20 protein-coding genes are annotated in these 26433 nt (G+C 70.6%); 9 read left to right on the forward strand and 11 right to left on the reverse strand.

The window, feature by feature from the left end:
• Positions 1-163: 163 nt before the first annotated feature.
• Positions 164-1414, forward strand: coding sequence for a MerR family transcriptional regulator (locus ACO0M4_RS18630; RefSeq protein WP_430371795.1), 1251 nt, complete (start codon positions 164-166; stop codon positions 1412-1414).
• Positions 1415-1580: 166 nt separating this feature from the next.
• Here the strand turns inward: ACO0M4_RS18630 and ACO0M4_RS18635 are convergent, their stop codons facing one another.
• Both ACO0M4_RS18635 and ACO0M4_RS18640 read right to left on the reverse strand, forming a co-directional pair.
• Entirely contained in the window at positions 1581-2930 is a 1350-nt protein-coding gene (locus tag ACO0M4_RS18635; protein ID WP_430371797.1) for a carotenoid oxygenase family protein, read from the reverse strand.
• Positions 2927-3517 carry a hypothetical protein gene (locus tag ACO0M4_RS18640; protein ID WP_430371798.1) on the reverse strand — a complete coding sequence of 197 codons (591 nt, stop codon included), beginning with the start codon at positions 3515-3517 and terminating at the stop codon, positions 2927-2929. Before ACO0M4_RS18640 ends, ACO0M4_RS18635 begins: the two co-directional genes overlap by 4 nt.
• Before the next feature lie 189 nt (positions 3518-3706).
• Here ACO0M4_RS18640 and ACO0M4_RS18645 point away from each other — a divergent pair, with 189 nt between their 5' ends.
• The gene (locus ACO0M4_RS18645) at positions 3707-4321 is read left to right on the forward strand and encodes a PadR family transcriptional regulator (RefSeq protein WP_430371799.1); all 615 of its coding nucleotides are present in this window, start codon (positions 3707-3709) and stop codon (positions 4319-4321) included.
• Positions 4322-4426: 105 nt separating this feature from the next.
• Positions 4427-4969: an RNA 2'-phosphotransferase gene (locus ACO0M4_RS18650; RefSeq protein ID WP_430371801.1), complete on the forward strand. Its 543-nt coding sequence runs from the start codon at positions 4427-4429 to the stop codon at positions 4967-4969.
• 54 nt (positions 4970-5023) lie between these two features.
• On the opposite strand, the gene pspAB is transcribed toward ACO0M4_RS18650, so the two are convergent.
• The 3 genes from pspAB to ACO0M4_RS18665 form a co-directional block, all read right to left on the reverse strand.
• Complete coding sequence (gene pspAB / locus ACO0M4_RS18655) at positions 5024-5587, reverse strand: PspA-associated protein PspAB (protein WP_430371802.1); 564 nt, start codon at positions 5585-5587, stop codon at positions 5024-5026.
• A 102-nt stretch (positions 5588-5689) separates the two neighbouring features.
• Positions 5690-6589 carry a zinc metalloprotease HtpX gene (gene htpX / locus ACO0M4_RS18660; RefSeq protein ID WP_016570627.1) on the reverse strand — a complete coding sequence of 300 codons (900 nt, stop codon included), beginning with the start codon at positions 6587-6589 and terminating at the stop codon, positions 5690-5692.
• A gap of 182 nt (positions 6590-6771) precedes the next feature.
• On the reverse strand, positions 6772-7668 hold the full coding sequence (locus tag ACO0M4_RS18665; protein ID WP_430371804.1) for an LLM class flavin-dependent oxidoreductase: 897 nt from the start codon (positions 7666-7668) through the stop codon (positions 6772-6774).
• 111 nt (positions 7669-7779) lie between these two features.
• On the opposite strand from ACO0M4_RS18665, the gene ACO0M4_RS18670 reads away from it, so the two are divergent.
• Complete coding sequence (locus ACO0M4_RS18670; protein WP_430371806.1) at positions 7780-8739, forward strand: HAD hydrolase family protein; 960 nt, start codon at positions 7780-7782, stop codon at positions 8737-8739.
• Positions 8740-9030: 291 nt separating this feature from the next.
• Here ACO0M4_RS18670 and ACO0M4_RS18675 read toward each other — a convergent pair whose 3' ends face one another.
• From ACO0M4_RS18675 to ACO0M4_RS18690, 4 genes are all read right to left on the reverse strand, one after another.
• Positions 9031-10707 carry a GAF domain-containing sensor histidine kinase gene (locus ACO0M4_RS18675; RefSeq protein WP_430373847.1) on the reverse strand — a complete coding sequence of 559 codons (1677 nt, stop codon included), beginning with the start codon at positions 10705-10707 and terminating at the stop codon, positions 9031-9033.
• Between the two features lie 213 nt (positions 10708-10920).
• Positions 10921-14607, reverse strand: a complete 3687-nt coding sequence (gene cydD, locus ACO0M4_RS18680; protein ID WP_430371807.1) for a thiol reductant ABC exporter subunit CydD — start codon at positions 14605-14607, stop codon at positions 10921-10923.
• 59 nt (positions 14608-14666) lie between these two features.
• The gene (gene cydB, locus ACO0M4_RS18685; RefSeq protein ID WP_430371808.1) at positions 14667-15668 is read right to left on the reverse strand and encodes a cytochrome d ubiquinol oxidase subunit II; all 1002 of its coding nucleotides are present in this window, start codon (positions 15666-15668) and stop codon (positions 14667-14669) included.
• Between the two features lie 9 nt (positions 15669-15677).
• Positions 15678-17186 carry a cytochrome ubiquinol oxidase subunit I gene (locus tag ACO0M4_RS18690; RefSeq protein ID WP_430371809.1) on the reverse strand — a complete coding sequence of 503 codons (1509 nt, stop codon included), beginning with the start codon at positions 17184-17186 and terminating at the stop codon, positions 15678-15680.
• 258 nt (positions 17187-17444) lie between these two features.
• Between ACO0M4_RS18690 and ACO0M4_RS18695 the strand changes: the two genes are divergently transcribed.
• The gene (locus ACO0M4_RS18695; RefSeq protein ID WP_430371810.1) at positions 17445-17813 is read left to right on the forward strand and encodes a cyclophilin-like fold protein; all 369 of its coding nucleotides are present in this window, start codon (positions 17445-17447) and stop codon (positions 17811-17813) included.
• A 98-nt stretch (positions 17814-17911) separates the two neighbouring features.
• Here ACO0M4_RS18695 and hisC read toward each other — a convergent pair whose 3' ends face one another.
• Entirely contained in the window at positions 17912-18991 is a 1080-nt protein-coding gene (gene hisC, locus ACO0M4_RS18700) for a histidinol-phosphate transaminase (RefSeq protein WP_430371811.1), read from the reverse strand.
• Between the two features lie 396 nt (positions 18992-19387).
• On the opposite strand from hisC, the gene ACO0M4_RS18705 reads away from it, so the two are divergent.
• From ACO0M4_RS18705 to ACO0M4_RS18715, 3 genes are all read left to right on the forward strand, one after another.
• Positions 19388-20488 (forward strand): LacI family DNA-binding transcriptional regulator, encoded by a 1101-nt coding sequence (locus ACO0M4_RS18705; protein WP_390010845.1) that lies wholly within the window; start codon positions 19388-19390, stop codon positions 20486-20488.
• Between the two features lie 268 nt (positions 20489-20756).
• Positions 20757-21800: a metallophosphoesterase gene (locus tag ACO0M4_RS18710; protein ID WP_430371812.1), complete on the forward strand. Its 1044-nt coding sequence runs from the start codon at positions 20757-20759 to the stop codon at positions 21798-21800.
• 209 nt (positions 21801-22009) lie between these two features.
• A complete protein-coding gene (locus ACO0M4_RS18715) occupies positions 22010-22891 on the forward strand; it encodes a hypothetical protein (protein WP_430371813.1) in 882 nt (293 codons plus the stop codon).
• A gap of 177 nt (positions 22892-23068) precedes the next feature.
• On the opposite strand, the gene thiC is transcribed toward ACO0M4_RS18715, so the two are convergent.
• Entirely contained in the window at positions 23069-24847 is a 1779-nt protein-coding gene (gene thiC, locus ACO0M4_RS18720; RefSeq protein WP_430371814.1) for a phosphomethylpyrimidine synthase ThiC, read from the reverse strand.
• 221 nt (positions 24848-25068) lie between these two features.
• Here thiC and ACO0M4_RS18725 point away from each other — a divergent pair, with 221 nt between their 5' ends.
• Entirely contained in the window at positions 25069-26406 is a 1338-nt protein-coding gene (locus ACO0M4_RS18725) for a YibE/F family protein (RefSeq protein ID WP_430371816.1), read from the forward strand.
• Positions 26407-26433: the final 27 nt, after the last annotated feature.

Raw genomic sequence — 26433 nt, forward strand, 5'->3', positions numbered from 1 at the left:
CGGCCCATGGCAAGGCCAACGGTGGCGCGGTCGACGTCCACGGCACGCCCGGCCCTCGGCACGGCCGCCCCACAGGCAACCGCCATGAAGGCAGTCATCCGGTGATGGCTGACCGGCAAAACGGCCTCCTCGACGAGGCGGCCGCCCCGTAAGGAGCACCGCAGTGACGACCGAGCAGCCGCCGACGGCCGAGTACCGCATCGAGGACCTGGCCCATCTCAGTGGCGCCACGGTCCGCACCATCCGCGCCTACCAGGACCGAGGACTGCTCCCCCGGCCCGAGCGCCGCGGCCGCGCCAATGTGTACGGCGACACCCACCTGGCGCGGCTGCGTCAGATCGCCGACCTGCTGGACCGCGGCTACACCCTCGCCAGCATCAAGGAACTCCTCGACGCCTGGGACGCCGGACGCGGCCTGGGTGGCGTCCTGGGCCTGGTCGCCGAGATCGACGGGCCATGGACGGACGAGCAACCAACCCGCATCAGCCGCGCCGACCTCGACTCCGCCTTCGGCGGCACCCCCAACGAACAGGCGGTGACCGAAGCCGTAGAGCTCGGTGTCCTGGTACGCGTCCCCGGCCGGGACGGCGAGTTCCTGGTCCCCAGTCCCCAGGAACTCGCCGTCGCCGCCGAACTGCACTCGGCGGGTGTCCCGCTCCTGGCGATCTCCGAACATCTGCGAGAGGTGCGCGGCCAGGTCGAGCACATCGCCTCCCGTTTCCTGGACTTCACCACCGAGCACGTCTTCCAGGCGTTCCTCAACCATCCCCCCACCGAGGCCGGGACGGCGGAAGCCACCGCGCTGGTACGCCGGCTCCGGCCGCTGGCCCAACAGACCATCGACGCCGAACTCGCCCGCGCCATGCGGACACTGGCCACCCGGTACATCCGTCACCACCTCACCGAGGCCCTGTCGTCGGGCCGGCCGGAGCCCGACTGCCGTGCGGCAGACGGACCGGGCACCGACGCAACGGCGCCGGCCGGGCAGGGCGACGGGGGGTGGCCCGTCAAGTGGACCGAGGCCGGACCGAGGCCCCAGCCGCTCTCCGCCACCGGACCGGGGGCCCACTCGACGTCAGCGGTCGCTCCGGAGCCGGAGGGCACCACCGGGTCGGTGGCCGCCCCTGAACCGGTGGCCGCCTCAGAACCGGTGGCCGCCTCGGAACCGGTGGCCGTTCCGGGGGCGGCGGTGGCCTCCGGACCCGCCGCGGACCCCCGTCCCGCGACCGACGCGGAGGCCGTGCTGTTGCCTGTCGAGGCCGTTCAGGCCGTACGCGACCTGGTCGGCCCGGAGCACACGGCCGCCTTCATCGCCGCCGCCGCACAACGCGAGGTGCAGGCTCGCGCCATGGACGCCCTGACCGTGGCCGCCCGTGCGCCCCAGCCCTCCGAGGAAGGCGCCCCTGGGCGCTGAAACGGCCCGCAGGTGCCTCCGGGCAGCCTCCCCTTGCCCGGTCTCTCGCCTTCCCCCCGTGTCTGCCCTTCTCCGGGCTTTCTCCGGCCCGCCTCAGCTTGCTGCCCTCTCCAGTTGTCAAAGATCGAGCGGGACGTGCGCCGCCCAGCCACCCCTTCGGGTTCTGTCATACGGCCGGATCCGGGAGCCAGTTGCCGTGGAATCCGTAAGGGACCCGGCGGGGCAGGGAGACCGTTGCGACCGGGCCGACGGCGAGGTCCTCCGCATCGAGGATCACCAGATCGCTGGTGTCGGTGGTCGCGTCATAGACGTAGGTGATCAGCCAGCCCGGCCCACCCGGACGGTCGTCAGCCGGGGCGAACACCGCCTCGCCCGGGGTACGTCCCGGGCCGAAGCCGTACCGCACCACCGCACCGGTCCCCAGGTCGTAGCGGAGCAGGGCGCCGGGTATCGCGCCGGTGCCCGGTCCCTCAGCGGCTGTGACATGGCCGAAGCGGGCGGCCTGCCCTGCGAGCCGGTCGTCCAGCCGGGGGAACTCGCCCAGGTGGTCGTCGATTTGTTCCTCGGCCACGGTGCCGGAGGCGAGATCGATCGTCCAGCGCCACAGGCAGGGCGCCGCACGGCCGTCCATCGTGGCGTAGCGGGATACGTAGAGGACGATCCGGTGCTCGCCGTCGTCATGGGCGTTCAGCGAGTGGAAGACATAGCAGGGGTCGATGGGCAGCCAGCGGACCTCGCCATGGGGATCGTCGCGGCGCAGCACGCCCAGGCGGGCCCCGTACTCCGGATCCCAGCTGTACGGCATCCCGACGCGGTTACGGTCGTGGACCATCGGCAGGTCCATGAAGATGACGTGGCGGGCCGTCAGATGGAAGTCGTGCATCATCGTGGCGGCGGGAACGTCGATGGGGCGACTGACGACCAACTCCCCTTCTGCATCGGCTCGGTGATAGGCCAGATAGGGCAGCTTGGAGCCGCCGTAGCCGAAGAAGTGCAGCTCACCGGTGGTTGGGCAGGTTTTGGGGTGGGCGGTCATGGCCGTGGTGAGCCGACCGCCGAAGTCATGGGGACCGACCGTCTCCAGCTCGTGCCCGGGTCGGCAATCGATCTCGTAGGGAAAGGACGACTCGACGAGCGCCAGCGTGCGACCGGCGTGCCGGACGATATGGGTGTTGGCGACGCCGGCGGCCAGATTGCGGCGGCCCTGCGCGTCAACGACGCGAATGCCCTCGGCGAAGGTCGAGGTGCGGACCCAGCGGTTGTGGTAGGAGAGGGCCCGGCCGCCCTCCAGGCGCACGCCGTGGACCATGCCGTCCCCGAAGAACCAGTGGGGGCTGTCGGCGTCCTGCGGGTTGGGGCCGTTGCGCACATACCAGCCCGTGAGCTCCGGCGGAATGGTTCCGGTGACCGGGAGATCGTAGGCGGTCAGTTCGTCGGTGACCGGGGCGAAGTTGCCGGCCAAGTGCGGTGGCGGAGCGGAGGATTCGGATACCGCAGTGGACGGGGTGGTGGTCATGAGGTCAGACCTTCCTGAACGTCGAGCCGCGGGCCGGACTCCCGCAGGAAGCGGGCACGAGCCCGGTCCGGGTAGGCGGCGGTGAACCGGACGGGAAGAACGAATCCGGCGACCTGGACGAGGATCGAGCAGACGTCGCCGAGGCCGTAGGCGGCTATGAGGGCCTGGGCGATCGCGGTCAGGGTGAAGGACAGCGCCCAGGCCGCGGTGATGACGACATTGATGCGCCGGAACAGCGGGGTGTCCCAGACCTCGGGCGGGGCCATCCGCCGGGCGATCGTCATGGTGAAGGGGCGCTGGACGGCGATCGACACCCAGGCGATGAGGGCCAGCCAGCCCACCGACAGCGCGCTGCCGTATGCCTTGAGGCCACTGTCGGGGTGGGTAAAGGCCACGACGGAGAGGCCGGCGAAGTAGACGATGGTGCCGTACTCCAACAGCCGGGCCTCCAGCGAGAGCCCCGCGGCACGGTCCGCTGTCAGCAGCGCCACCGAGACCACCAGCCCGGCGAGCGCCCCCCACTGCCAGCCGACCGCGGACACCCCCGCGAAGACCAGCCATGGAACGAAGCTCCGCAGGTAATTCATGATCCCCCCATTTCGGTCGCGTCCGATGACCACGGACGACTGCTCGACGGTGCGCCGGACCGACGGGCCCGGCAGCAGCGTGCGACCTGGGTTCAGGTCTTCCCCGCCCCAGCGACATTCCAACTCTGACATGTCGAAGTTGGAAAGTCCACCTTTGACATGTCGATTGTGGAAGGTAAAGTGCGAGTCATGAGCCTGAGACATGCGGTGCTGGGCCTGCTCTCCGAATCCCCGGCGAGCGGCTACGACCTGATGAAGCTGTTCAACGCCTCGCTCACCAGCGTCTGGCCGGCGACCCAGAGCCAGGTGTACGGCGAACTCAACAAGCTCACGACCGCCGGCCTGGTCGAGGTCTCCGCCCACGGCCCGCGCGGCCGCAAGGAATACGCGATCACCGACGACGGCCTGGCCGAGCTGCGCCACTGGCTCACCGAGGTCGCACCCAGCGGCCCGCAGCGCCACGACGACCTGCTGCGGGTGTTCTTCCTCGGCATACTCACGCCGCTGGAGGCACGCACCTACCTCCTCACCCAGGCCGAGTCCGCCGCCCGCGCGCACGCCGCCTACGAGCAGGTCGACGAAACCGCCCAGTGGGACGACGAAATGATCTCTGTCTACGGGCGGATCGTGCTGGAGTGCGGCCTGCGAGCGTCCGCGACGATGGAGGAGTGGGCTCGCTGGGCCGCCGATGAGGTGACCAGCGCCAAGGCCAGGAAGGCCAGTGAGCTGGCCCGCGCACAGCTCGGTACGGGGCAGACGGGACAGAACGAGCACCCGCCCCCGGAGCAGCCCAGCGAGGCGTGAGGTCCGCGCCGGACCCACCGCTGACGGCGGCCGCGCACCGGGCCCCGCGCGTCCGCCACCCGAATCTCAGCTGCCGCGGCCACTGCACCGCGGCATGCTGAAGGCATGAACCACCAGCGCTCCGTGCGCATTTCGAAGTACCTGGCGAAACACCTCCGCCATGAACCGGAGCGGATCGGCATCACCCTCGACGCTGAGGGCTGGGTGCCGGTGACGGAACTGATCGAAGCCGCCGGGCGGCACGGTTTCCCCTTCTCCCGAGCGGAGTTGGAGGCCGTGGTCGCCGACAACGACAAGCAGCGCTACGCCCTGGACAACGGCCGCATCCGTGCCAATCAGGGCCACTCCGTGCACGTCGAGCTCGGGCTGCCGCCGGCCGTACCTCCGGGTTTCCTCTTCCACGGCACGGTGGCACGGAGCGTTGCCGCCATACGGGAGGAGGGGCTGCGGCCGATGTCCCGGCATGCCGTGCACCTCTCACCGGACCGCGAAACCGCGGTCCGAGTGGGCGCCCGGCGCGGCAAACCGGTCGTGCTGACGGTCGACGCGGGCGCGATGCACCGAGCCGGCCATGTCTTCCACGTCAGCGCCAACGGGGTCTGGCTGACCGGCCGTGTGCCGCCGGAATTCCTCCGCTTCCCCGGCTGACCTTCCCCCTCGGAAAACCCCCAGGACTGACCTCCCCCTCAGGAAACACGCAGGTCAGAGCCCAGGCGCTCCCCACACCGGGAACCATCGGGAAAGATCCTTCTCGACCGTCAGATCGTCCCCGAGCATCGCCCGTACCTGGAGTTCGAGCGGGTTGTCGCGCTTCTCTTCCTCGCCGAGCCGCGGCGCGAAGGGATAGAACGTGCCGCGTTTGTAGAGGTAGACCAGCGCCAACGACCGCTGTCGCTCATCGCGGAACCCGAGCAGTGAGCAGAGCAGCTGCGGACCGAACCCCGCCTCTTCCAGGGACGTGTTGACCGCGTGCAGATCGTTGACCAGGCCCGCCACGTCCTCCGGAGCGTGCCGGACCAGCAGCCACGTATAGCCGTACGCGTCCTGTGTGAACTCCACCGAACCGTCCAGCAGCGCTCGCGCCTCCTCCTGGATGCGCGAGAACGTGCCGCCCTCGACGCTCGCGAAACACACCGACCCCAGCCCGGTGGGGGTGAATCCGGCCGCGGCCTGCAAGGTGACCGCGGCGGACGGCAGCGCGAAGAGCTGGTCCAGATCGGGGCGTACCGGCTTGCTGCGGCCGAGGATGGCGTCCAGAAATCCCATGCGCGGCTTACTCCTTGATCTCTTGCTCCGGTGACGCGGTGGCATGTTTCACGGGAAACGTCGCCACGCGTCGGTCACTGCCGTCCGGCCGGTCGCCGCCGTTCACGGCCGCCCCAGCTGCGCCGCTATGCGTCCCAGCTGGTCGAGCCGCTGCTCCAAGGTGGGGTGCGAGGACAGCAGCTGGCTGAAGCTCTCCTTGTTGAACGCCGGGGCGAAGTAGAACGCGTTGAACGGCTGGGCCTTGCGGAGGTCCTCGGTCGGGATCCGCGCGATCTGGCCGGTGACCTTCGTCAGGGCGGAAGCCAGTGCCGAGGGACGGCCGGTCAGTATCGCGGCGGCCCGGTCCGCGGACAGTTCGCGGTAGCGCGAGAGCAGCCGGGTGAGCAGGAAGCTGATGGCGTAGACGACGACGCTGACGGCCGTGACGATCAGCACGGCGATGGCGGCGTTCTGGTCCCGGTTGTTGCGCCCGACACCGCTCCACAGGGCGGCGCGGGTGATGATGCCGGCCAGGACGCCGAGGAACGAAGCGATGGTCATCACCGCGACATCCCGATGGGCAACATGGGAGAGCTCGTGGGCCAGCACGCCCTCCAGCTCCTCCGGCTCCAGCCGCCTGAGCAGCCCCGTCGTGGCGCAGACCATGGAGTTCTTCTGGTTGCGGCCGGTGGCGAAGGCGTTCGGCACATCCGACTCGGCGATCGCGACCCTCGGCTTGGGCATGTCGGCCAGGGCGCAGAGCCGGTCCACGGCGCCGTGCAGCTCGGGTGCCTGCTCCGGCGTGACCTCGTGCGCCCCCATGCTGAAGGCCGCGATCCGGTCGCTGAACCAGAACTGCGCGACGAACATGGCCCCCGCGATCAGCAGCACCACCACCCAGGCGCCCTTGAGCAGCACCACCAGCGCACTGACGACCACGACGTACAGCAGCCCGATGAAGAACATCGTCATGACCATGCGCGAGGTCAGCCCACGGTCCGGGGCGAATCGGGTCTGTGCCATGGCTCCTCCACAACGCACCGCACTTCGCGCAGTGCCCCGGCCCGGTCGCGCACCGACTTCGTCCGCGCGACGGGCCCCGCACACTGCGCCGCTGCCCTAATTCTCCCTCTTGATGGCTATATACCGGGTAAAGCCCCGGCCGGATGCTGAGGTAAACCAGGACGTACGGCGCGGATGCGCCGCTATGCGCCGAGCTGCGCCAACCCCTCGGTGGCGATCCGCTCGAAGACCGTCGGGTCGGCCGCGAAGACCGAATCGGCGATCGGCCAGTGGATGACCAGCTCGTCGATGCCCAACTCGGCGTGGCGGCCGGCGAAGTCCACGAAGGCGTCCAGGGAATCCAGCGGCTGGTCCGGGGTGAAGCCGGTCAGCATGATCTTCTGGAGTTCACCGAGGTCCCGGCCCTGATCGGCGCACGCCTTGGCCAGCCCCTCGATCTGCCGGCGGATGGCCTCCCGCGACTCGGCCGGGGTACCGCCCGCGTTCGACACCTTGGGGTCACCGGTGGTCACCCACGCCTGGCCGTAGCGGGCCGCCAGCTTCAGCCCGCGCGGGCCGGTGGCCGCCACCGCGAACGGCAGCCTCGGCCGCTGCACACAGCCGGGGATGTTGCGCGCCTCATCCGCGGAGTAGTGGGTGCCTTCGTGCGAGACGGCGTCCTGGGTCAGCAGCTGGTGCAGCAGCGCCGTGAACTCGGCGAAGCGGTCGGCCCGTTCGCGCGGCGACCAGGGCTCCTGGCCGAGCGCGGTGGCGTCGAAGCCGTTGCCGCCAGCGCCGATGCCCAGCGTGACGCGGCCCTCACTGATGTCGTCGAGCGAGATCAGTTCCTTGGCGAGGGTGACCGGGTGTCGGAAGTTCGGCGAGGTGACGAGGGTGCCCAGGCGTATCCGGGACGTCGCGGCGGCGGCCGCGGTCAGCGTCGGGAGGGCGCCGAACCAGGTCTGGTCGCGGAAACTCCGCCACGACAGGTGGTCGTAGGTGTACGCAGCGTGGAAGCCCAGCTCCTCGGCGCGCTGCCACGCCTCCTTCCCACCTTCGGACCAGCGGCGGACGGGCAGGATCACAGTGCTCAGTCGCATATCCCCGAGCGTACGGCGGCGCCGCGGAAACCCCGTCCGGCCGCTTCCGCACCGGGCGCCTGCGCACCACCCACCGCACGCCTGTACGCGTCGGTACGCGAAGATGGCCCCGTGACTGATGCCTCCGCCACGCCGCCCCGGCCCACCCGGCTGATCGCCACCGACCTCGACGGCACCCTGCTGCACGACGACAAGACGGTCTCCGACCGGACGATCGCCGCGCTCGCCGCCGCGGAGGAGGCGGGCATCGAGGTGTTCTTCGTCACCGGGCGCCCGGCCCGCTGGATGGACGTGGCCAGCGACCACGTCCACGGCCACGGCCTGGCGATCTGCGCGAACGGCGCAGCTGTCGTCGATCTGCACCGGGGGAACCGGTTCGTCGAGGTCAGCCCCCTGGATCACACGGTGGCGCTCGACGTCGTCCACGCCCTGCGCGATGCGGCCCCCGGCACCACCTTCGCCGTCGAGCGCACCAGTGGCATCCACTACGAGCCGCAGTACCCGCCCTTGCTCCTCGACCCGGCCGCGGTGATCGCACCGGCCGAGAAGCTCCTCGCCGAGGGCTTCGCCGCACCGTCGAACCCCGGTCCGGCCGACGTTGCCGACACCGACGGCCCGTATGCGGCCGACGCCGAGGCGACCGGACCGGGCACCACGGGCGCCACCCCCGCGGGCGGCGGCAGCATCGCCTCCGAACAGCCCGTGCTCAAGCTGCTCGCGCACCACCCCGAGCTGGACCCCGACGCCTTTCTCACGCTCGCCCGGGCCACCGCGGGCCACCTGGCGTCCTTCACCCGGTCCAGTCCCACGGCCCTCCTGGAGATCAGCGGCCTGGGCGTCAGCAAGGCCGGCACCCTCGCCCGCTGCTGCGCGGAACGCGGGATCTCACCGGACGAGGTCATCGCCTTCGGGGACATGCCGAACGACATCGAGATGCTCACCTGGGCCGGCACCTCGTACGCCATGGCCAACGCACACCCGGACGTGCTGGCGGCCACCACGCACCGTACGGAATCCAACAACGAAGACGGCGTGGCCGCTGTGATCGAAAAGATCCTTCAGGAGCGTTGAGAACTGCCAGGGGCCTGAGAACTGCCAGGGGCCTGGCGGCTGCCAGGAGCGTGGAGCTGTCATACGCGGTGAGACCGCTCCAGGAACGGCAGGAGAGCGCCGGCTGACACGGCCCCGTGGTTTCACGTGAAACCACGGACTCTGTCCGGCCCGGGCTGTTTCACGTGAAACGACGAGCGCTTCTCAGGCGCACATGTTTCACGTGAAACAGTCAACTCCCGGAAAAGGAACGCTGTTTCACGTGAAACAGCACGCCCTGCGGAGAGCAGCCGCCCGCCGGCCCCTCTCCCCCTACAGCGGCGCCTCCCACGACACCATCGTCCCCCCGTCGCCCTCTCCCAGCCCAGGACCGTAGGTGCTGGACCCGCCCAGCGATTCCGCCCGCTTGGCGAGGTTCTTGAGGCCGCTGCGGCGGCCGCCCCGCGCGATACCCACCCCATCGTCGGCGACGGTCATCCGGACACCGGGGGTACCGTCCGGCAGGCTGATCGTCGCGTCGACCACCACCTCGATCCGGGATGCCTCGGCGTGCCGGAAGGCGTTCGACAGCGCCTCCCGCAGCGCGGCGATCAGGTTCTTACCGGCCAGTTCCCCGACCCGGGAGTCCACCGGACCGACGAACCGCGCCGACGGTTGGAAACCGAGCGGCACGGCGGCGGTGCCGATCTCCCGCAGGACCCGGGTCCGGAGCCCCGACGGCGCCTCGGCCGGGCTCTGCTGAAGAGCGAAGATCGCGGTTCTGATCTCCTGGATGGTGACGTCGAGTTCGTCGATGGCCTTGCCGACGCGTCGGGCCACCTCCGGCACCACGGTTCTGCGCTGTGCGCTCTCCAGCATCATCCCCGTCGCGAACAGCCGCTGGATCACGAGATCGTGCAGATCACGGGCGATCCGGTCACGGTCTTCGTAGACCGCCAGCCGTTCCCGGTCGCGCTGCGCATCGGCCAGCACCAGCGCCAACGCGGCCTGTGCGGCGAACTGGGTGGCCAGGGTCCGCTCGGCGGCGGAGAACGCGCGGGCGCCACGGCCCCGCGGCGTGGCGAGGGTGCCGAGCACCCGACCACCACTCTTGAGAGGCAGCATCATGCTCGGTCCGAACCGCGGCGCGAGGGCGGTGACCATCCGCGGATCACTGGCCGAGTCGTCGACGAACACCGGCTCACCAGCCAGGAGTTGCTCGGTCACCGGACTGTCGCGCGGGATCTGGGTCCCCATGATCCCGGTCGGGTCGTCGGCGGACACCGCGACGATCTCCAGTCCGCCGTCCTCGTCCGGCAGCAACACGATGCCGGCCGCCGAATCCGCCAGCTTCCGGGCCTGCTCGGCGACCACCGCGAGCGCGTCATCGACATCGCTGCCGGCGAGGAGCTCGGTGGTCACCGCCACCGAACCGTCGATCCACCGCTCCCGCTGCCGGGTCGCCGCGTACAGCCGGGCGTTGCCGATCGCGATACCGGCCTCGGTGGCCAGGACCCGCACCATGTGCAGGTCCTCTTCGCTGAACTCCCCGCCGCGCTTCTCGGTCAGATAGAGATTGCCGAAGATCTCGCCCTGGACACGGATCGGTACCCCCAGGAACGACCGCATCGGCGGGTGCCCCGGCGGGAAGCCGGCCGAGCGGGGGTCCTTGGTGAGGTCGGCCAGCCGTACCGGCTTCGGATCGTGGATCAGCGCGCCGAGCAGGCCCTTGTGACCGTCGGGCAGCGCACCGATGCGCTCGTGCTGCTCCCCGGTCACGCCGTAGGTCACGAAGTCCGACAGCCCCTCCCGGGCGTCGTCGATGATCCCGATCGCGGCATAGCGCGCATCGGCGAGCTCGGCGGCGGTCTCCACGATCCGGTCCAGGGTGATGTGCAGGTCCAGCCCGGCGCCGACCGTACGCATCGCCTCCAGCAGCTGCGGCACCCGCGCGGTCAGCTCGGACGACAGTCCCTGGAGGCTGCGGGTGGCCTCGGTGGCGGCGTCCATGGGGTCCGGGCGTCCGCCGGCGCGTGCGGTGTCCGCGGGGTCTGAGGGCGATCCTGCCGTGACTGCCATGTCCCGAGCCTAATAAGGGCTCATTTCCGGGGAAAGTTCAGCTATCCGGCGAAGCCCGGCCCCACAGGGGACGACCGGGCCGCACTCACCTGTGCCGCGTGCCGAGGGGCCGACCAGCCCGCCGTGACAAGCCGCCCCGGTCCGTCATGCCGGCAACGCCGGCGCTCCGGCAGGCACTCCCGCGGGCTCCCGGCCGACGTCCTCGGCCGTGCTCCCACCCCCGGCGGTCACCATCCGCGGGTACGCCGCATCCACCGCCCGCTCGCGCTCCAGCATCCGCCGGAACGGCCCGTCGGCCGCGGCCAACTCCGCGTAACCACCGCGCTGCACCACCCGGCCGCGGTCCAGGACCAGCACCTCGTCGACCGCGTCCAACCCGGCGAGCCGGTGCGTGATCAGCAGCGTCGTCCGGCCCTCGGTGGCGGCCAGCAGATCGGCGGTCAGTGCGTCGGCAGTGGCCAGGTCGAGGTGCTCGGCGGGCTCGTCCAGCACGAGCACCGGGAAGTCCGCCAGCAGCGCACGCGCCAGGGCCAGCCGCTGCCGCTGGCCACCGGACAGCCGGGCGCCGTGCTCCCCGACCATGGTGTCCAGGCCGTCGGGGAGCCCACGCACCCAGCCCGCCAGCCGCGCCCGGCCGAGCGCGTCCCAGAGGTCCTGGTCATCGGTGCTGCCCGGGCCGCCGCTGCGGTCCCGCCGGGCGAGCCGGAGGTTCTCCCGCAGCGAGCTGTCGAAGAGGTGCGCGTCCTGTGCACACAGCCCGACCAGCCGCCGGACCGCGTCGCCGGCCATCTCCTGGGCGTCCGTCCCGGCCAGCGTGTACGCCCCCGACTCCCGGTCCAGGAAGCGCAGCAGCACCTGCGCGAGCGTGGTCTTGCCGGATCCGGACGGGCCGACGACGGCGAGCCGGCGGCCCGGTTCCAGGGTGAAGCCGACACCGTCCAGCGCCGGGCGGTCCTGCCCGGCGTAGCGCGCGCTCAGGTCGCGTACCGCCAGGGGGAACGGTGCGTCGGGCGCGGGCGCGGGGGCGTCCGGCTCACGGACCGGCGCCGGCGCGTCCAGCACCTCGAAGACCCGCTCGGCGGCGTGCCGGGTGCGGCGGCGGTACTGCGCGGCCAGCGGAAGCCCGGCCACCGCCTCGAACGCGGCGAGCGGGGTGAGCACGATGACGGCCAGTTCCACGCCGGCCAGCCGACCCGTGTGCACCGCCTGGATGCCCACCACCGCGGCGGCGGCCACCGTCAGCCCGCACAGCAGCGCCGAGAGACCGGCCCCGGCCCCGGCCGCGGTGGCCGAGCGCGACGCGATCCGGGTCAACTCCCGGTCCGCGCGACGCACCCCTTCCGTACGGGCCCCGAGGGCCCCGGCGACCGTCAACTCGGCGGTACCGGTGAGGAGATCGACGACGCGGGTGGAGAGCACCCCGCGGGCCGGCGCCAGCCGGCGCTCCGCACGCCAGGCCAGCGCGCTCGACAGCAACGGCACCCCGGCACCGGCGAGCAGCAGCCCGACCGCGAGGACCGCCCCGGCCTCCGGCAGCAGCCAGCCGGTGAAGGCGACGGTGCCCACGCCGACCAGCAGTGCCGCCCCGACGGGCAGCAACCAGCGCAGGAAGTAGTCCTGCACCGCGTCGACGTCCGCGACCAGCCGCGACAGCAGATCGCCGCGGCGACGCTCCTTGAGCCCGGCCGGGGCCAACCGCTCCAGCCGCCGGAAGACGGCCACCCGGACATCGGCGAGCATCCGGAACACCGCGTCGTGCGCGACCAGCCGCTCGGCGTACCGGAAGGCCGCCCGCCCGATACCGAACGCCCTGGTCGCCGTCACCGCCACCATCAGATACAGCACCGGCGGCTCCTGCGAGGCCCGCGAGATCAGCCAGCCGGAAGTCGCCATCAGGCCCACCGCGCTGCCCAACGCGAGGCTGCCGAGCAGCAGCGCGAGCCCCAAGCGCGCCCGCCGGGCACGCGCCAGCCCGCGCAGCCGCCCCAGCGCAGAGTGCGCGGAGCCGGCAACGGCGTCGCCGCTCCGGTCCGGCCCGACAACCACCTCCGGGGTCGGCCCGGCAGGGGAGTCCGCACCGGCGTCCGGGCCCGACACGGCGGCCGCCCCGTCCACCTGCTCCACCTGCGGCTCCACCTGCTCCGCCGGCTCGGCGGCCACCTCGGGCGCCGCCAGCCGCACCGTCCGGTCGGCCACCGCCAACAGCGCCGGCCGGTGGACGACCATCAGGACCGTGCGCCCGGTCGCGAGCCGGCCCACGGCCTCGACCAGGGCCTGCTCGGTCTCGCCGTCCAGATTGGCGGTGGGCTCGTCCAGCAGCACGATCGGGCGGTCGGCGAGGAAGGCACGGGCGAGCGCGATGCGCTGCCGCTGGCCGGCGGAGAGCCCGGCACCGGATTCCCCGAGCCGGGTCGCCGGGCCGTCGGGCAGCGCGTCGACGAAGTCCAGCGCCCCCGCCTCGCCCAGGGCCGCGCGGACCGCCGCGTCATCGGCGTCCGGCCGCACCAGCCGGACGTTCTCGGCGATCGAGCCGGCGAAGAGGTGCGGATGCTGCGGCACCCAGGCGATCCGGCCGTGCCAGTCGTCGGGAGAGAGGCCGGCGATGTCCTCGCCGGCGACGAGGACCCGCCCCTCGGACGGCTCGGTGAAGCCGAGCACCACACTCAGCAGCGTCGACTTGCCGGCACCGGAGGGGCCGACCAGCGCAACGGTTTCCCCGGGCCGGACCTCGAACGAGGCCGCCGGCAACGAAGCGGCGGTGCGCCCGGGATGGCGGACCACCAGCCCCTCGACGGTGAGCCCGGTGCCGTCCGGCGCGGGCGCGGTACCGGGCGTCCGCGGCCGGGTCTCCAGTACGGCGAAGATCTCCTCCGCGGCCGAGAGGCCCTCGGCCGCGGCGTGGTACTGCGCTCCCACCTGCCGCAGCGGCAGATACGCCTCGGGCGCCAGCACGAGCACCATCAGCCCCGTAGAGAGGTCGAGTTCGCCGTGCACCAGCCGCATGCCGATGCCGACCGCGACCAGCGCTACCGAGAGGGTGGCGAGGAGTTCGAGCGCGAACGACGAGAGGAAGGCGATCCGCAGGGTGCGCAGGGTGGCCTGGCGGTATTCGCTGGTGATCGCGCGGATGGAGGCGGCCTGGGCCTTGGCCCGGCCGAAGACCTTGAGTGTCGGCAGCCCCTCGACAACGTCGAGGAAGTGCCCGGACAGCCGGGAGAGCAGCCGCCACTGGCGGTCCATCCGCGACTGGGTGGCCCAGCCGATCAGGACCATGAAGAGCGGGATCAACGGCAGGGTGATGACGATCGTCAGCGCGGAGATCCAGTCCCCGATGACGATCCGGGCCAGCACCGCGACCGGCACCACGATCGCCAGCCCCAACTGCGGCAGATAGCGGGCGAAGTAGTCGTCGAGGGCGTCGATGCCGCGGGTGGCCAGGGTCGTCAGCTCCCCGGTCCGCAGCTCCAACGTGCCGGCGCCCGCGGCCCCTTCCGTACGGTGGACCGCTGCCCCGGGCCCGAGAGCCGCCGCCCGCTCGATCAGTCGCGTCCGCAGTTCGGACTTGACCGACGCGCTGGCGCGGTGCGCGGCCAGTTCGGTCAGCCAGGAGACCAGCCCCCGACCGACGGAGACCGCCGCGAGCAGCGCCACCGGTGTGACCAGCGCACCGAGGGGGCGGTCGTGTTGGAAGGCTCCGACCACGATCTCCGCGATCAGCATGGCCTGACCGATGACCAGGCCCGCTCCGGCAAGCCCGAGCACCACCACCGCGACGAGGAATCCGCGGGTGGCGCGGGCGTATCGGAGCAGGCGCGGGTCGACCGGTTTCACGTGAAACCTTCCGTTCTCCCGAGCCCCGCCCTGGCAGGGCGGGGCGGGGCGGGACTCAGCTAGTGGGCTTCGGCGAGGTGCTGGGTGCCGATCCGCTTGCGGAACACCCAATAGGTCCACCCTTGGTAGAGCATCACCATCGGCGCGGCGATCCCGGCGCACCACGTCATGATCTTCAGGGTGTAGGGGCTGGACGAGGCGTTGGTGACCGTGAGGCTCCAGCTCTCGTTCAGCGTCGACGGCATGACGTTCGGGAAGAGCGTCAGGAACAGCATGGCGACCGCGGCCACGATGGTGATCCCGGAGAAGGCGAACGCCCAGCCCTCACGCCCGAGTTTGTTGGCCCCGAGCGCGGCGACCAGCGCCACCACCGCCACGATCATGGCGACCAGGCTGCTGGCGTCCCCCTTGTCGGCCTGGGTCCACCCCAGGAAGCCGACCGCGAGCACGGCGGTGATCAGTCCGAGGACGCCCGCCATCCTGCGCGCCCGCCCCCGGATGTCACCCACGGTCTTCAGCGAGGCGAACACCGCACCGTGGAAGGTGAACAGCGTCAGCGTGACCAGACCGCCGAGGATCGCATACGGGTTGAGCAGGTCGAGCAGACCGCCGACGTACTCCTTGTGGGCGTCGATCTTCACGCCGCGGACGATGTTGCCGAAGGCCACCCCCCACAGCACCGCGGGCAGCAGCGAGGTCCAGAAGATTGCGTGCTCCCAGTTGCGCTGCCAGCGGTCCTCGGGCCGCTTGACGCGGTACTCGAACGCGACACCGCGCACGATCAGGCAGACCAGGATCAGCAGCAGCGGCAGGTAGAACCCGGAGAAGAGGGTCGCGTACCAGTCCGGGAAGGCGGCGAACGTCGCGCCGCCCGCACTGAGCAGCCAGACTTCGTTGCCGTCCCAGACCGGTCCGATGGTGTTGATCAGCACCCGCTTCTCGCTCCGGTCCCGGGCGAGCAGCTTGGTGAGCACGCCGATCCCGAAGTCGAAGCCTTCCAGGAAGAAGTACCCGGTCCAGAGGAAGGCGATGATGACGAACCAGACGTCGTGGAGTTGCATGGTCGCCTCCTAGTACGAGAAGGCCATCGGCCGGTCGGCATCGGTGGGGTCGCCACCGATCTTGGTGGGTGGGTTGAGGTCGGAGTCGGTGAGCTCCTGGGGTCCGGCCTTGATGTACTTCGCCAGCAGCCTGACCTCGACCACGGCGAGGATCGCGTAGAGCGTGGTGAAGACGACCAGGGACGTGATCACCTCGCCCTGCGTGACGCCCGGCGAAACCGCGTCGCGGGTGCGCAGCACGCCGTAGACGACCCAGGGCTGACGGCCCATCTCGGTGAAGATCCAGCCCCACGAGTTGGCGATCAGCGGGAAGCCGAGGGTGACGAAGGCCAGTCGCCAGTACCACTTGGCCAGACGGTCACCCAGCAACATGTTCTTGGTGAGCGCGAGGTGCGGCGCTTCGTCCTCACCGGTCCGTAGCGCGGGCGCGAGCCAGAACTTCTTGCGGGTGAGCCATAGCCCGGCCAGACCGATGACGAAGGACGTCATCCCGAAGCCGATCATCCAGCGGAAGCCCCAGTAGGTGACCGGGATGTTGGGCCGGTAGTCGCCGGGCCCGAACTTCTGCTGCTCGGACTTGTTGACGTCGTTGATGCCGGGCACCGGCGAGGAGAAGTCGCTGTGCGCAAGGAAGGAGAGCAGACCCGGTATTTCGATGGCGACCTTGTTGTGGCCCTTGGCGACGTCGCCGTACGAGAAGACCGAGAACGGCGCGGGCGCGGCCTTGTCCCACAGCGCCTCGGCCGAGGCCATCTTCATCGGCTGCTGCTTGAACATGACCTTGCCGAGCGAGTCGCCACTGACCGCGGTGAGCAGGCCCGCGATGACCAGCGTGACCAGCCCGAGCCGCAGCGACGTCCGCATGACCTTGACGTGCTTCTTGCGCATCAGGTGGTACGCGGAGACGCCGACCATGAAGGCGGCACCGGTCAGGAAGGCCGCGGTCAGGGTGTGGAAGACGACGACGAGGGTGGTGTCCTGCGTCAGCACCTTCCAGAAGTCGGTCAGCTCGGCCCGCCCGGTGACGTGGTTGTACTTGTAACCGACCGGGTGCTGCATCCAGGAGTTGGCGGCGAGGATGAAGTACGCCGAGAGCACGGTGCCGATCGACACCATCCACATGCAGAAGCAGTGGATCTTCTTCGGCAGCTTGTCCCAGCCGAAGATCCACAGGCCGATGAAGGTGGACTCGAAGAAGAACGCGATCAGGGCTTCGAAGGCGAGCGGCGCACCGAAGATGTCCCCGACGAACCGCGAGTAGTCCGACCAGTTCATACCGAACTGGAATTCTTGGACGATGCCGGTGACGACACCCATCGCGATATTGATCAGGAACAGTTTGCCCCAGAACTTGGTGGCCTTGAGGTACTTCTGCTTACCGGTTCGCACCCATGCGGTCTCAAGTCCGGCCACCAAAGCGGCGAGGGAGATCGTCAGCGGGACGAACAGGAAGTGGTAGACGGTCGTGATGCCGAATTGCCATCGCGCCATAGTCTCTGGCGCCAACGCCAGTTCCACGTCGCTGCCTCCTTACGTCCTTGCGTCGCCGTTTCACGACGGCTATGTCCCTTTTGCGCGGCATAAAGCGGCACATACCAGGACGCGAGCTTGTGAACGCGTTCACATTCACAAGCATTATCTCCCATGCCGTTCACGCCTTGAGGAAGGGGGGTACGTGACTGCGGTCACGCTCGAATCCATGGCTCGTAAACGCTTATGCCGAGGTTATGTGCGCACCCTTCCGCACCGCTTCAACATATTGTTGAATGCGTCGCCATGAAGATCCGCATCTCCTGGCCCGCCGGGCACGTGACCGCCACTCTCGACGACACCCCGACCGCCACCACGCTCCTCGCCGCCCTGCCGATCCAGGCCACCGCGCACACCTGGGGCGAGGAGGTCTACTTCGACACCGGGCTCGCCCCCGCCCTGGAGACCGACGCCCGCCAGGTCGTCGAACCCGGCACGGTCGCCTTCTGGACCGAGGGCAACGCCCTCGCGCTCCCCTACGGCCCGACCCCGATATCCCGCGGCGACGAGTCCCGACTCGCCTCCCCCTGCAACGTCCTGGGCCGTATCGACGGCGACCCGCGCGCACTGGCCACCGTCCGCGGCGGCGACGCCATCCACGTCCAGAAGGTCTGAGGCCACAGACGCCTGAGGCCGCGGGTCCGACGGGACCCACGGCCTCAGAGAACTCCGCCGCTGGACGGCACACTGCCTTCCAGCGGACCGGAAACCGACTACAGCGCCTTGCGGAACTCCTCCGCCGCCTGGAGGAACAGGTCCATCGCCGGCTTCTCCCCGATCGTCACGCGCACGCCCTCCCCCGCGAACGGCCGCACGACCACCCCGGCCCGCTCGCACGCCTCGGCGAACTCGGTGGTCCGGTCCCCCAGCCGCAGCCAGACGAAGTTCGCCTCCGACACCGGGACGGTCCAGCCCTGCGTCACCAGCGCGTCGTAGACCCGGGCCCGCTCGGCGACCAGCGCGTCGACCCGCTCCATCAGCGCCGCCTCACTGCGCAGCGACGCCACCGCGGCCTCCTGCGCGAGCTGGCTGACGCCGAACGGCACCGCCGTCTTGCGCAGCGCGGCGGCCACCTCCGGGTGCGCCACCGCGAAGCCCAACCGCAGCCCCGCCAGGCCGTACGCCTTGGAGAAGGTGCGCAGCACACACACGTTGGGACGGTCGCGGTAGAGCTCGATCCCGTCCGGCACCGCCGTGTCGCGGACGAACTCGCGGTACGCCTCGTCCAGCACCACCAGCACATCGTCCGGCACCCGGTCCAGGAAGGACTCCAGCTCCGCACGGCGCACGACGGTGCCGGTGGGGTTGTTGGGGTTGCAGACGAAGATCAGCCGGGTCCGTTCGGTGATCGCCGCCAGCATCACCTCCAGGTCGTGCACGTCACCGGAGGTGAGCGGCACCCGCACCGACGTCGCACCGGAGACCTGAGTGATGATCGGGTACGCCTCGAACGACCGCCAGGCGTAGATCACTTCGTCCCCGGGCCCGGCCGTCGACTGGATCAGCTGCTGGGCCACGCCGACCGACCCGGTGCCGGTCGCCAGGTGGTCCACCGGCACCGAGAAGCGGTCGGCAAGCTCCGCCATCAGTCCCGTGCACGCCATGTCGGGGTAGCGGTTGAACGATCCGGCGGCCGCCACCGCGCTCTCCAGGACGCCCGGCAGCGGCGGGTAGGGGTTCTCGTTGGAGGACAGCTTGTAGGTGACCGGACCGCCGGTCGCCGCCGGCCGCCCCGGCTTGTAGGTGGGGATGCCGTCCAGCGCAGCACGCAGCCTCGGGGTCTTCTCGCTCACCGCAGGTCCTCCTCAACCGTCCCTCTCGACTCCAATACTGCACACCTTATGAGGATTGCCCCGTCCGGCGTCAGGCCCTAAAGGGACAGTCCTTCCGCGGGCTCCACCGTGGCGAGCGCCGGGCGCGCATCCCGGGGGGAGCGCTATGCAGCACCCCACGCGCCGGTGGCTCGCGCCGTGGCGCGCATCCCTCGTCAAGGTGACTTGAGACCTCTTCGAGACCTGGGCGGATCGCCAGGCGGAGCACCCATCCCTCCCATAAAATGATCACTGAAATACGCAACACCCTTGCATTGCAAGGTAATTGATGGCATGTCACCATGCAGAAACGTGCCTTCTCGCCGTCGTCGTCGCTCACCCGCGAATGGCCGTACCGAGCCCTACTATCGGCTCGCCATGACAGCAGCAGGGAAGCACCAGGTGGGCCGGTCGACCGGTCGCCGACTGGGACGCGCGGGCATCCGGGACGTGGCCGCCGCAGCCGGTGTATCGATCACGACTGTCTCCGACGCGCTCAACGGCAAGGGCCGGCTTCCGGATGCCACCCGTAGCCATGTCCGCGAGGTGGCCGATCGGCTGGGCTACCGCCCGTCCGCCGCCGCCCGCACGCTCCGTACCGGCAAGTCGGGCCTCATCGGCCTGACCGTGACCACCTACGGGGATGAACCTTTCACCTTCACCGAGTTCGCGTACTTCGCCGAGATGGCCAGAGCCGCCACCTCCGCCGCGCTGGCCCGCGGCTACGCACTGGTCATCCTGCCCGCGACCTCCCGGCACGACGTCTGGTCCAACGTCGCACTCGACGGCACCGTCGTCATCGACCCGGCCGACGGCGACCCCGTCGTCACCGAGCTCGTCCGACACGGCGTCCCCGTGGTCTCCGACGGCCGCCCCGGCGGCTCCCTCCCGGTCACCGGCTGGGTCGACAACGACCACGAGGCGGCCGTCCTCGGCCTGCTCGACCACCTCGCCGAGGCCGGCGCCCGCCGCATCGGCCTGCTCACGGGCACCACCACCGACACCTACACCCGCCTGTCGACCACCGCCTACCTGAGCTGGTGCGAGCGGATCGGCCAGGACCCGGTCTACGAGTCCTATCCCGCGTACGACCCGCGGGCAGGCGCCGTGGCCGCGGACCGACTGCTGGCCCGCCCGGACCGGCCGGACGCGGTCTACGGGCTCTTCGACCCCAACGGCACCGATCTGCTCGCCGCGGCCCGGCGCTACGGTTTGCGGGTACCGGACGACCTGCTGCTGGTCTGCTGCAGCGAGTCCACCGTCTACGCCACCACCGAGCCGCCGATCACCACGCTCTCGCTGAAACCGCGGCGCATCGGCACCGCCGTGGTCCAGATCCTGATCGACGCCATCGAAGGACTCGACGGCAGCTGCCCGGTCGAACAGGTGATACCGACCGACCTGATCGTGCGAACCTCCTCACAGCGCCGCTCCCCACGGACGACGGTCAGCCCGCCGCGGGGCCCGGCCGGCGACTGAGTGCGCCCCGGCACGGCGGCCCGGGCGCACCGGCGAGCTCCGGGCGCCCGCTCCGCCGAGGAAAAAACAGGGTGATCCCGGGAGAAATCCATCGCGAACGCCGGGCTTCGCAGGATTGATCACCCCCGGGTGCGTCACAACCCGCGAGCGGCGTTCCTATGATGGGCGCACGACACTGCGGACCGCCGTCGACCAGGCAAAGGTCCGAGAGGTGCACGGCGGCGCAACGGTGGAGGGGTCGATGACTCAGGGGGCCAGTCAGGGACCCATGGTGTGGACCATGGGGGCACAACCTCCGGCATCCGTTCCGCCGCCCGCGGCGCCCTCCGGAGCGCCGGCCGGACCGCCGCTCCAGGCCCCCGTCGCACCCCCGGTGCAGATGCCCGAGGAGTACACCCCGACCGCTCGCGACCTGCCGGTCATCGGCCGTACGGACACCCTCATCGACCACCCCTCCGTGCTGCCTGCGCAGGAAGCAGCCCCCGCGGCCGACGGCCTGGGCCCGCTGTACGTCGTCGGCGACGTGCACGGCTACTACGACGAGCTGCGCGCCGCGCTGGAGGCCGAAGGGCTGATCGACGCCGACGGCACGTGGGCGGCCGGCAACGCCCGGCTCTGGTTCCTCGGCGACTTCACCGACCGCGGCCCGGACGGCATCGGCGTCATCGACCTGGTCATGCAGCTCTCCGCCGAGGCCGCGGCGGCCGGCGGCTACTGCAAGGCCCTGATGGGCAACCACGAGCTGCTGCTGCTGGGCGCCAAGCGGTTCGGCGACACCCCCGTCCAGTCCGGCGCCGGCACCGCCTCCTTCCAGGCGGCCTGGCTCCTCAACGGCGGTCAGAAGACCGACATGGACCGGCTGGAGGACCACCACCTCCAGTGGATGGCCCGCCTGGACGCCGTGATGGAGGAGGACGGGCATCTGCTCGTGCACTCCGACACCACCGCCTACCTCGAATACGGCGACTCGATCGAGGCGGTCAACGACACCGTCCACGACGTACTGACGCGCAGCGACGCCGATGAAGTCTGGGACCTCTTCCGCAAGTTCACCAAGCGGTTCGCCTTCCGCGACGAGGCCGGCGCACAGGCCGTCCGCGAACTGCTCGACGCCTACGGCGGCAACCGCATCGTGCACGGCCACAGCCCGATCCCGTACCTGCTGGGCGAGGTCGGCGCGGAGGACGGCGAGGGCGAGGGAGCCGCGGTGGCCGGTCCGCACGTCTACGCGGACGGCCTGGCCATCGCCATGGACGGCGGTGTCACGATGGCCGGAAAGCTGCTGGTATGCCAACTCCCGCTGGCCGGCTGACGCTTCAGTCAACGGTCCAGCACCACTCCGGCGGGTGACCGAGCAGGACGGAATCCGGTCGCGGCAGTACGCAAATTCCGCAAACTCTCTGTCACCCCGCGCCGGAGGCGCTCTACCATCGGTCTATCCGTAGCAGGCTCTCCTCCGTTTCCGCCCGGCGCCCGGCCCAGGCCGGCCCGTACGGCCCTACGGAGCTTCGGGGGATCCACATGAACAGCGCTCCGCACCTGCTGAACGAGGACCGCGCGGAATTCGCGCGGATCCTTGATGAGGCGCTGCGTACCGCCGAAACCCGCCCGGACGAGCTCACCGCCGTCACCGGAAACCGGCTCAGCACCGAGCAGTTGCGCATGATGGCGCTCAGCGCGACCAGCGCGATCGCCGCCTGCGCGACGGCCGAATACGAACGCTACATACAGCTGCGCACCGCGCTGCGCGCACCGGCGTCCGCCGTTTCCGGCGCCGGTGGGGGCGGTCCGTCAGCGGACCAGACCTCTGACGAGCGCACCGGACCGGCCACCGAGGACGACGAGGCGGCCACCGAAACGGCCGGCTTCGGGCTTGCCGCGATGGCCACCGTCCTCGTGCCGGTGCTCGCCGGGATCGCGGCCGTGCTCTTCCTCGTCATCGGCTATGCGCTGCGCGCCGTCGATCCGGATCCGGCCGTCTCCCGGCCGCTGGTCAGCGTCGGCTGGGTCTTCGCGGGGCTGGCCGCGGCCGGCGCGCTGGTCGCCATGGGCTGCGTGGTCGTCACCGCGCTGCGCAACGGCACGGCGCGGGACGCCGCGGCCGAGGAGCGGGCCGCCGCGCTGGACAGCGCCCACGACGCCTGGCGGCAGGCCCTCCTGGACCGCGGGCTGCTGCCCTTCCTCCGCGAGGCCCTGGCCGATCCCGCGGCCGACCCCGCGGACGATCCGGTCCGGTACGTCCCCCGTGCCGTGCCGGCGCCCGAGCGCCGTACCCCCACGCTCGGCTACACCCGCCCGCGGTTCACCAGTCCCGACGCCGGCACGTCCTGGTCCCGGCCCCGCTACTCAAGCCCGGACTTCACCAGCCCGGACTACGGCGGTCCGGAGAACCGGCCGGAGTAGGCGCCGGCGCGGCGGCGCGGCGATGCGTCGTGGTGCCCGGCGAGGTCAACGGACGGACGGCCCGAAGGCGCACGCGACGCGCGTCTTCGGGCCGGTCCCGGTCCGTACTGCTGAGCGCTCCACCCGGTCGGATCGGTCCGCTCGGTCCGCTCGGTTCGTTACGCCCGCGCTGTCCGTTCAGTCCGCGATCGGCAGGTAGACGCGGTTGCCGGCCGCCGCGAACTCCCGTGACTTCTCAGCCATTCCGGCATCGGCATCGATCGCCAGGGCGCCGCCGTGCTCGCGACGGATGTCTTGGGAGATCTTCATCGAACAGAACTTCGGCCCGCACATCGAGCAGAAGTGGGCCGTCTTGGCCGGTTCCGCGGGCAGCGTCGCGTCGTGGAAGGCGCGGGCGGTGTCCGGGTCGAGGGCCAGATTGAACTGGTCCTCCCAGCGGAACTCGAAGCGGGCGTCGGAGAGCGCGTCGTCCCATTCCTGGGCGCCCGGGTGCCCCTTGGCCAGGTCCGCGGCATGGGCCGCGATCTTGTACGTGATGACGCCGGTCTTGACGTCGTCGCGGTCCGGGAGGCCCAGGTGCTCCTTGGGCGTGACGTAGCAGAGCATCGCGGTGCCCCACCAGGCGATCATCGCGGCGCCGATACCGGAGGTGATGTGGTCGTAGGCGGGCGCGATGTCGGTGGTGAGCGGGCCGAGCGTGTAGAACGGGGCCTCCTCGCAGATCTCCTGCTGGAGGTCGATGTTCTCCTTGATCTTGTGCATCGGGACGTGGCCCGGGCCCTCGATCATGGTCTGCACGCCGTGTCGCTTGGCGATGGTGTTCAGCTCGCCGAGGGTCCGCAGCTCGGCGAACTGCGCCTCGTCGTTGGCGTCCGCGATGGAGCCGGGACGCAGCCCGTCACCGAGGGAGAACGTGACGTCGTAGGCGGCGAGGATGTCGCAGAGCTCTTCGAAGTTCGTGTAGAGGAAGGACTCCTGGTGGTGCGCCAGGCACCAGGCCGCCATGATCGAGCCGCCGCGGGAGACGATGCCGGTCTTCCGGTTGGCGGTGAGCGGGACGTAGCGGAGCAGCACACCGGCGTGCACCGTCATGTAGTCGACGCCCTGTTCGGCCTGCTCGATGACGGTGTCCTTGTAGATCTCCCAGGTCAGCTCCTCGGCCTTGCCGTCGACCTTCTCCAGCGCCTGGTAGAGGGGGACTGTGCCGATGGGCACGGGGGAGTTGCGGAGCACCCACTCGCGCGTGGTGTGGATGTTGCGGCCGGTGGAGAGGTCCATGACCGTGTCGGCGCCCCAGCGGGTCGCCCAGGTCATCTTCTCCACCTCCTCCTCGATGGAGGAAGTGACCGCGGAATTGCCGATGTTGGCGTTCACCTTCACCAGGAAGTTCTTGCCGATGATCATCGGCTCGATCTCCGGGTGGTTGACGTTGGCCGGCAGCACCGCCCGGCCGGCGGCGATCTCGTCCCGTACGAACTCGGGGGAGACGTTCTCGCGGAGGGCGACGTACTCCATCTCCGCGGTGATCTCGCCACGCTGGGCGTACGCGAGCTGGGTGGCCGGGACGCCGGCCCGACCGCGGCGCGGCTGACGCGGCCGGCCGGGGAAGACCGCATCGAGGTTCCGCAGGCCACCGCGCGGTGAGGTGTGCTTGACCCCGTCGTCCTCGGGACGCATCGGGCGGCCCGCGTACTCCTCGGTGTCGCCCCGCGCGATGATCCAGTTCTCCCGCAGCGGCGCCAGACCGCGGCGGACGTCGGTTTCGATATTGGGGTCGGTGTACGGCCCTGACGTGTCGTAGAGCGTCACGTCCTTGCCGTTGGTGAGGTGCACCCGCCGGACCGGGACCTGGAGGTCCGGACGCGATCCGGAGACATAGCCCTTGTGCCAGCCGATCTGCGGCTTTTCGCCGTCGGTCGAGCCGTTTTCAGGCGTGCGTGCATCCTGCAGAGTCATGTAGACCCAACTCCCTACGCCGGCATTACCCGGTAACAGGTTCGGCGGTCGACGCAGCGGCTTCCGTCATCCGGTGTTTCACGTGAAACACCGCTGGGACGGAGGTCAGCGCCCTCTCAGCCCGGTGCTCCGAGCTCCCGCGATTGCAAAGGTGCCACCACGGTAGCGGCCGATGCCGCGGTGTGAACAGGGGGCCCGCGGGTTCTTGCGATGATCGGGCGGTGAGCCCTCCCGAAGCCCAGCACCTCGCCGCCGGCCATGCGCACACGCACAGCCACGGGCCAGCCGCCCCCGTCTCCCGGCATCTGCGCAAGGTCATCGCCGCCGTCCTGATCCCGTTCGCGGCCGCGGTCGCGGTCGGTCTGATCGTCCTCTGGCCCGGTGGCGCGCCGCCCCACAAGCCGTCGGGGGTGGGTTTCGACCAACCCACCGAGAAGGCCCGGGTCACCAAGGTCGAAGAGGTGAACTGCGCGGCGGTACATGCCGAGCAGCAGCCGCAGCCCACTGCGCCCGGGGGCCAACCGCCGGCCGGCGGCGCGTCCCGCGACAAGCCCTGCGAGCAGGCGACGGTCAAGGTCACCACGGGGGAGAACGCCGGCCGGACCTTCCAGACGGTGGTGACGCCGGACGCCCCGCGGCACTACACGACCGGGCAGGACGTGGTCGTTTCCTACTCCCCCAAGGCGCCGAGGGATCTGCAGTATGCGGTGACCGACGTCGACCGCACCGTTCCGATGTGGGTGCTGGCCGCGATCTTTGCCGTTGCGGTGGTGATCGTCGGACGGCTGCGCGGGGTGCTGGCGCTGGTGGCGCTGACCACCAGCTTCGGCCTGCTGACGCTGTTCATCCTCCCGGCGATCCTCCAGGGCTCCGATCCGCTGGTGGTGGCGATGGTCGGCGGCAGCGCGATCATGCTGATCGCGCTCTACATGTGCCACGGGCTGACGGCCCGTACCTCCGTGGCGGTGCTCGGCACCCTCGCCTCCCTGCTGCTCATCGGGCTACTGGGCTCGATCTTCACCCGCTGGGCGCTGCTGACCGGCAACACGGACGACACCACCGGTCTGGTGCACGGGCTGTACCCGAACATCGAGATCCGCGGCCTGCTGCTGGCGGGGATCATCATCGGTTCGCTGGGGGTGCTCGACGATGTGACGGTGACCCAGACCGCGGCGGTCTGGGAGCTGAAGGAGGCCGATCCGTCGGCGGGTTGGCGCAAGCTGTACGGCGCAGCGATGCGGATCGGGCGGGACCACATCGCGTCGGTGGTGAACACCCTCGTCATGGCCTACGCGGGCGCCGCACTGCCGCTGCTCCTGCTGTTCTCGATCGCACAGAGCAGCGTCGGTACGGTCGCCGGCAGCGAGGTGGTCGCGGAGGAGATCGTCCGGACCCTCGTGGGCAGCATCGGGCTGGTCGCCTCGGTGCCGGTGACCACGCTGCTGGCAGCCCTGGTGGTTTCGGCGGACCGTCCGGTGCCGGGCGGGACGGCGCGAGTGCCGGCCATCGGGGGGCGCGGCGGGCGGCGCGCGGCGCACGGGCGACGCCGTAGGCACTGAGCGCGCAGCGCGGAAGCGAGAGGGGCC

Origin of the sequence: Streptomyces sp. RGM 3693, from assembly GCF_050471125.1 — a bacterium.
Classification (GTDB): Bacteria; Actinomycetota; Actinomycetes; order Streptomycetales; family Streptomycetaceae; genus Streptomyces.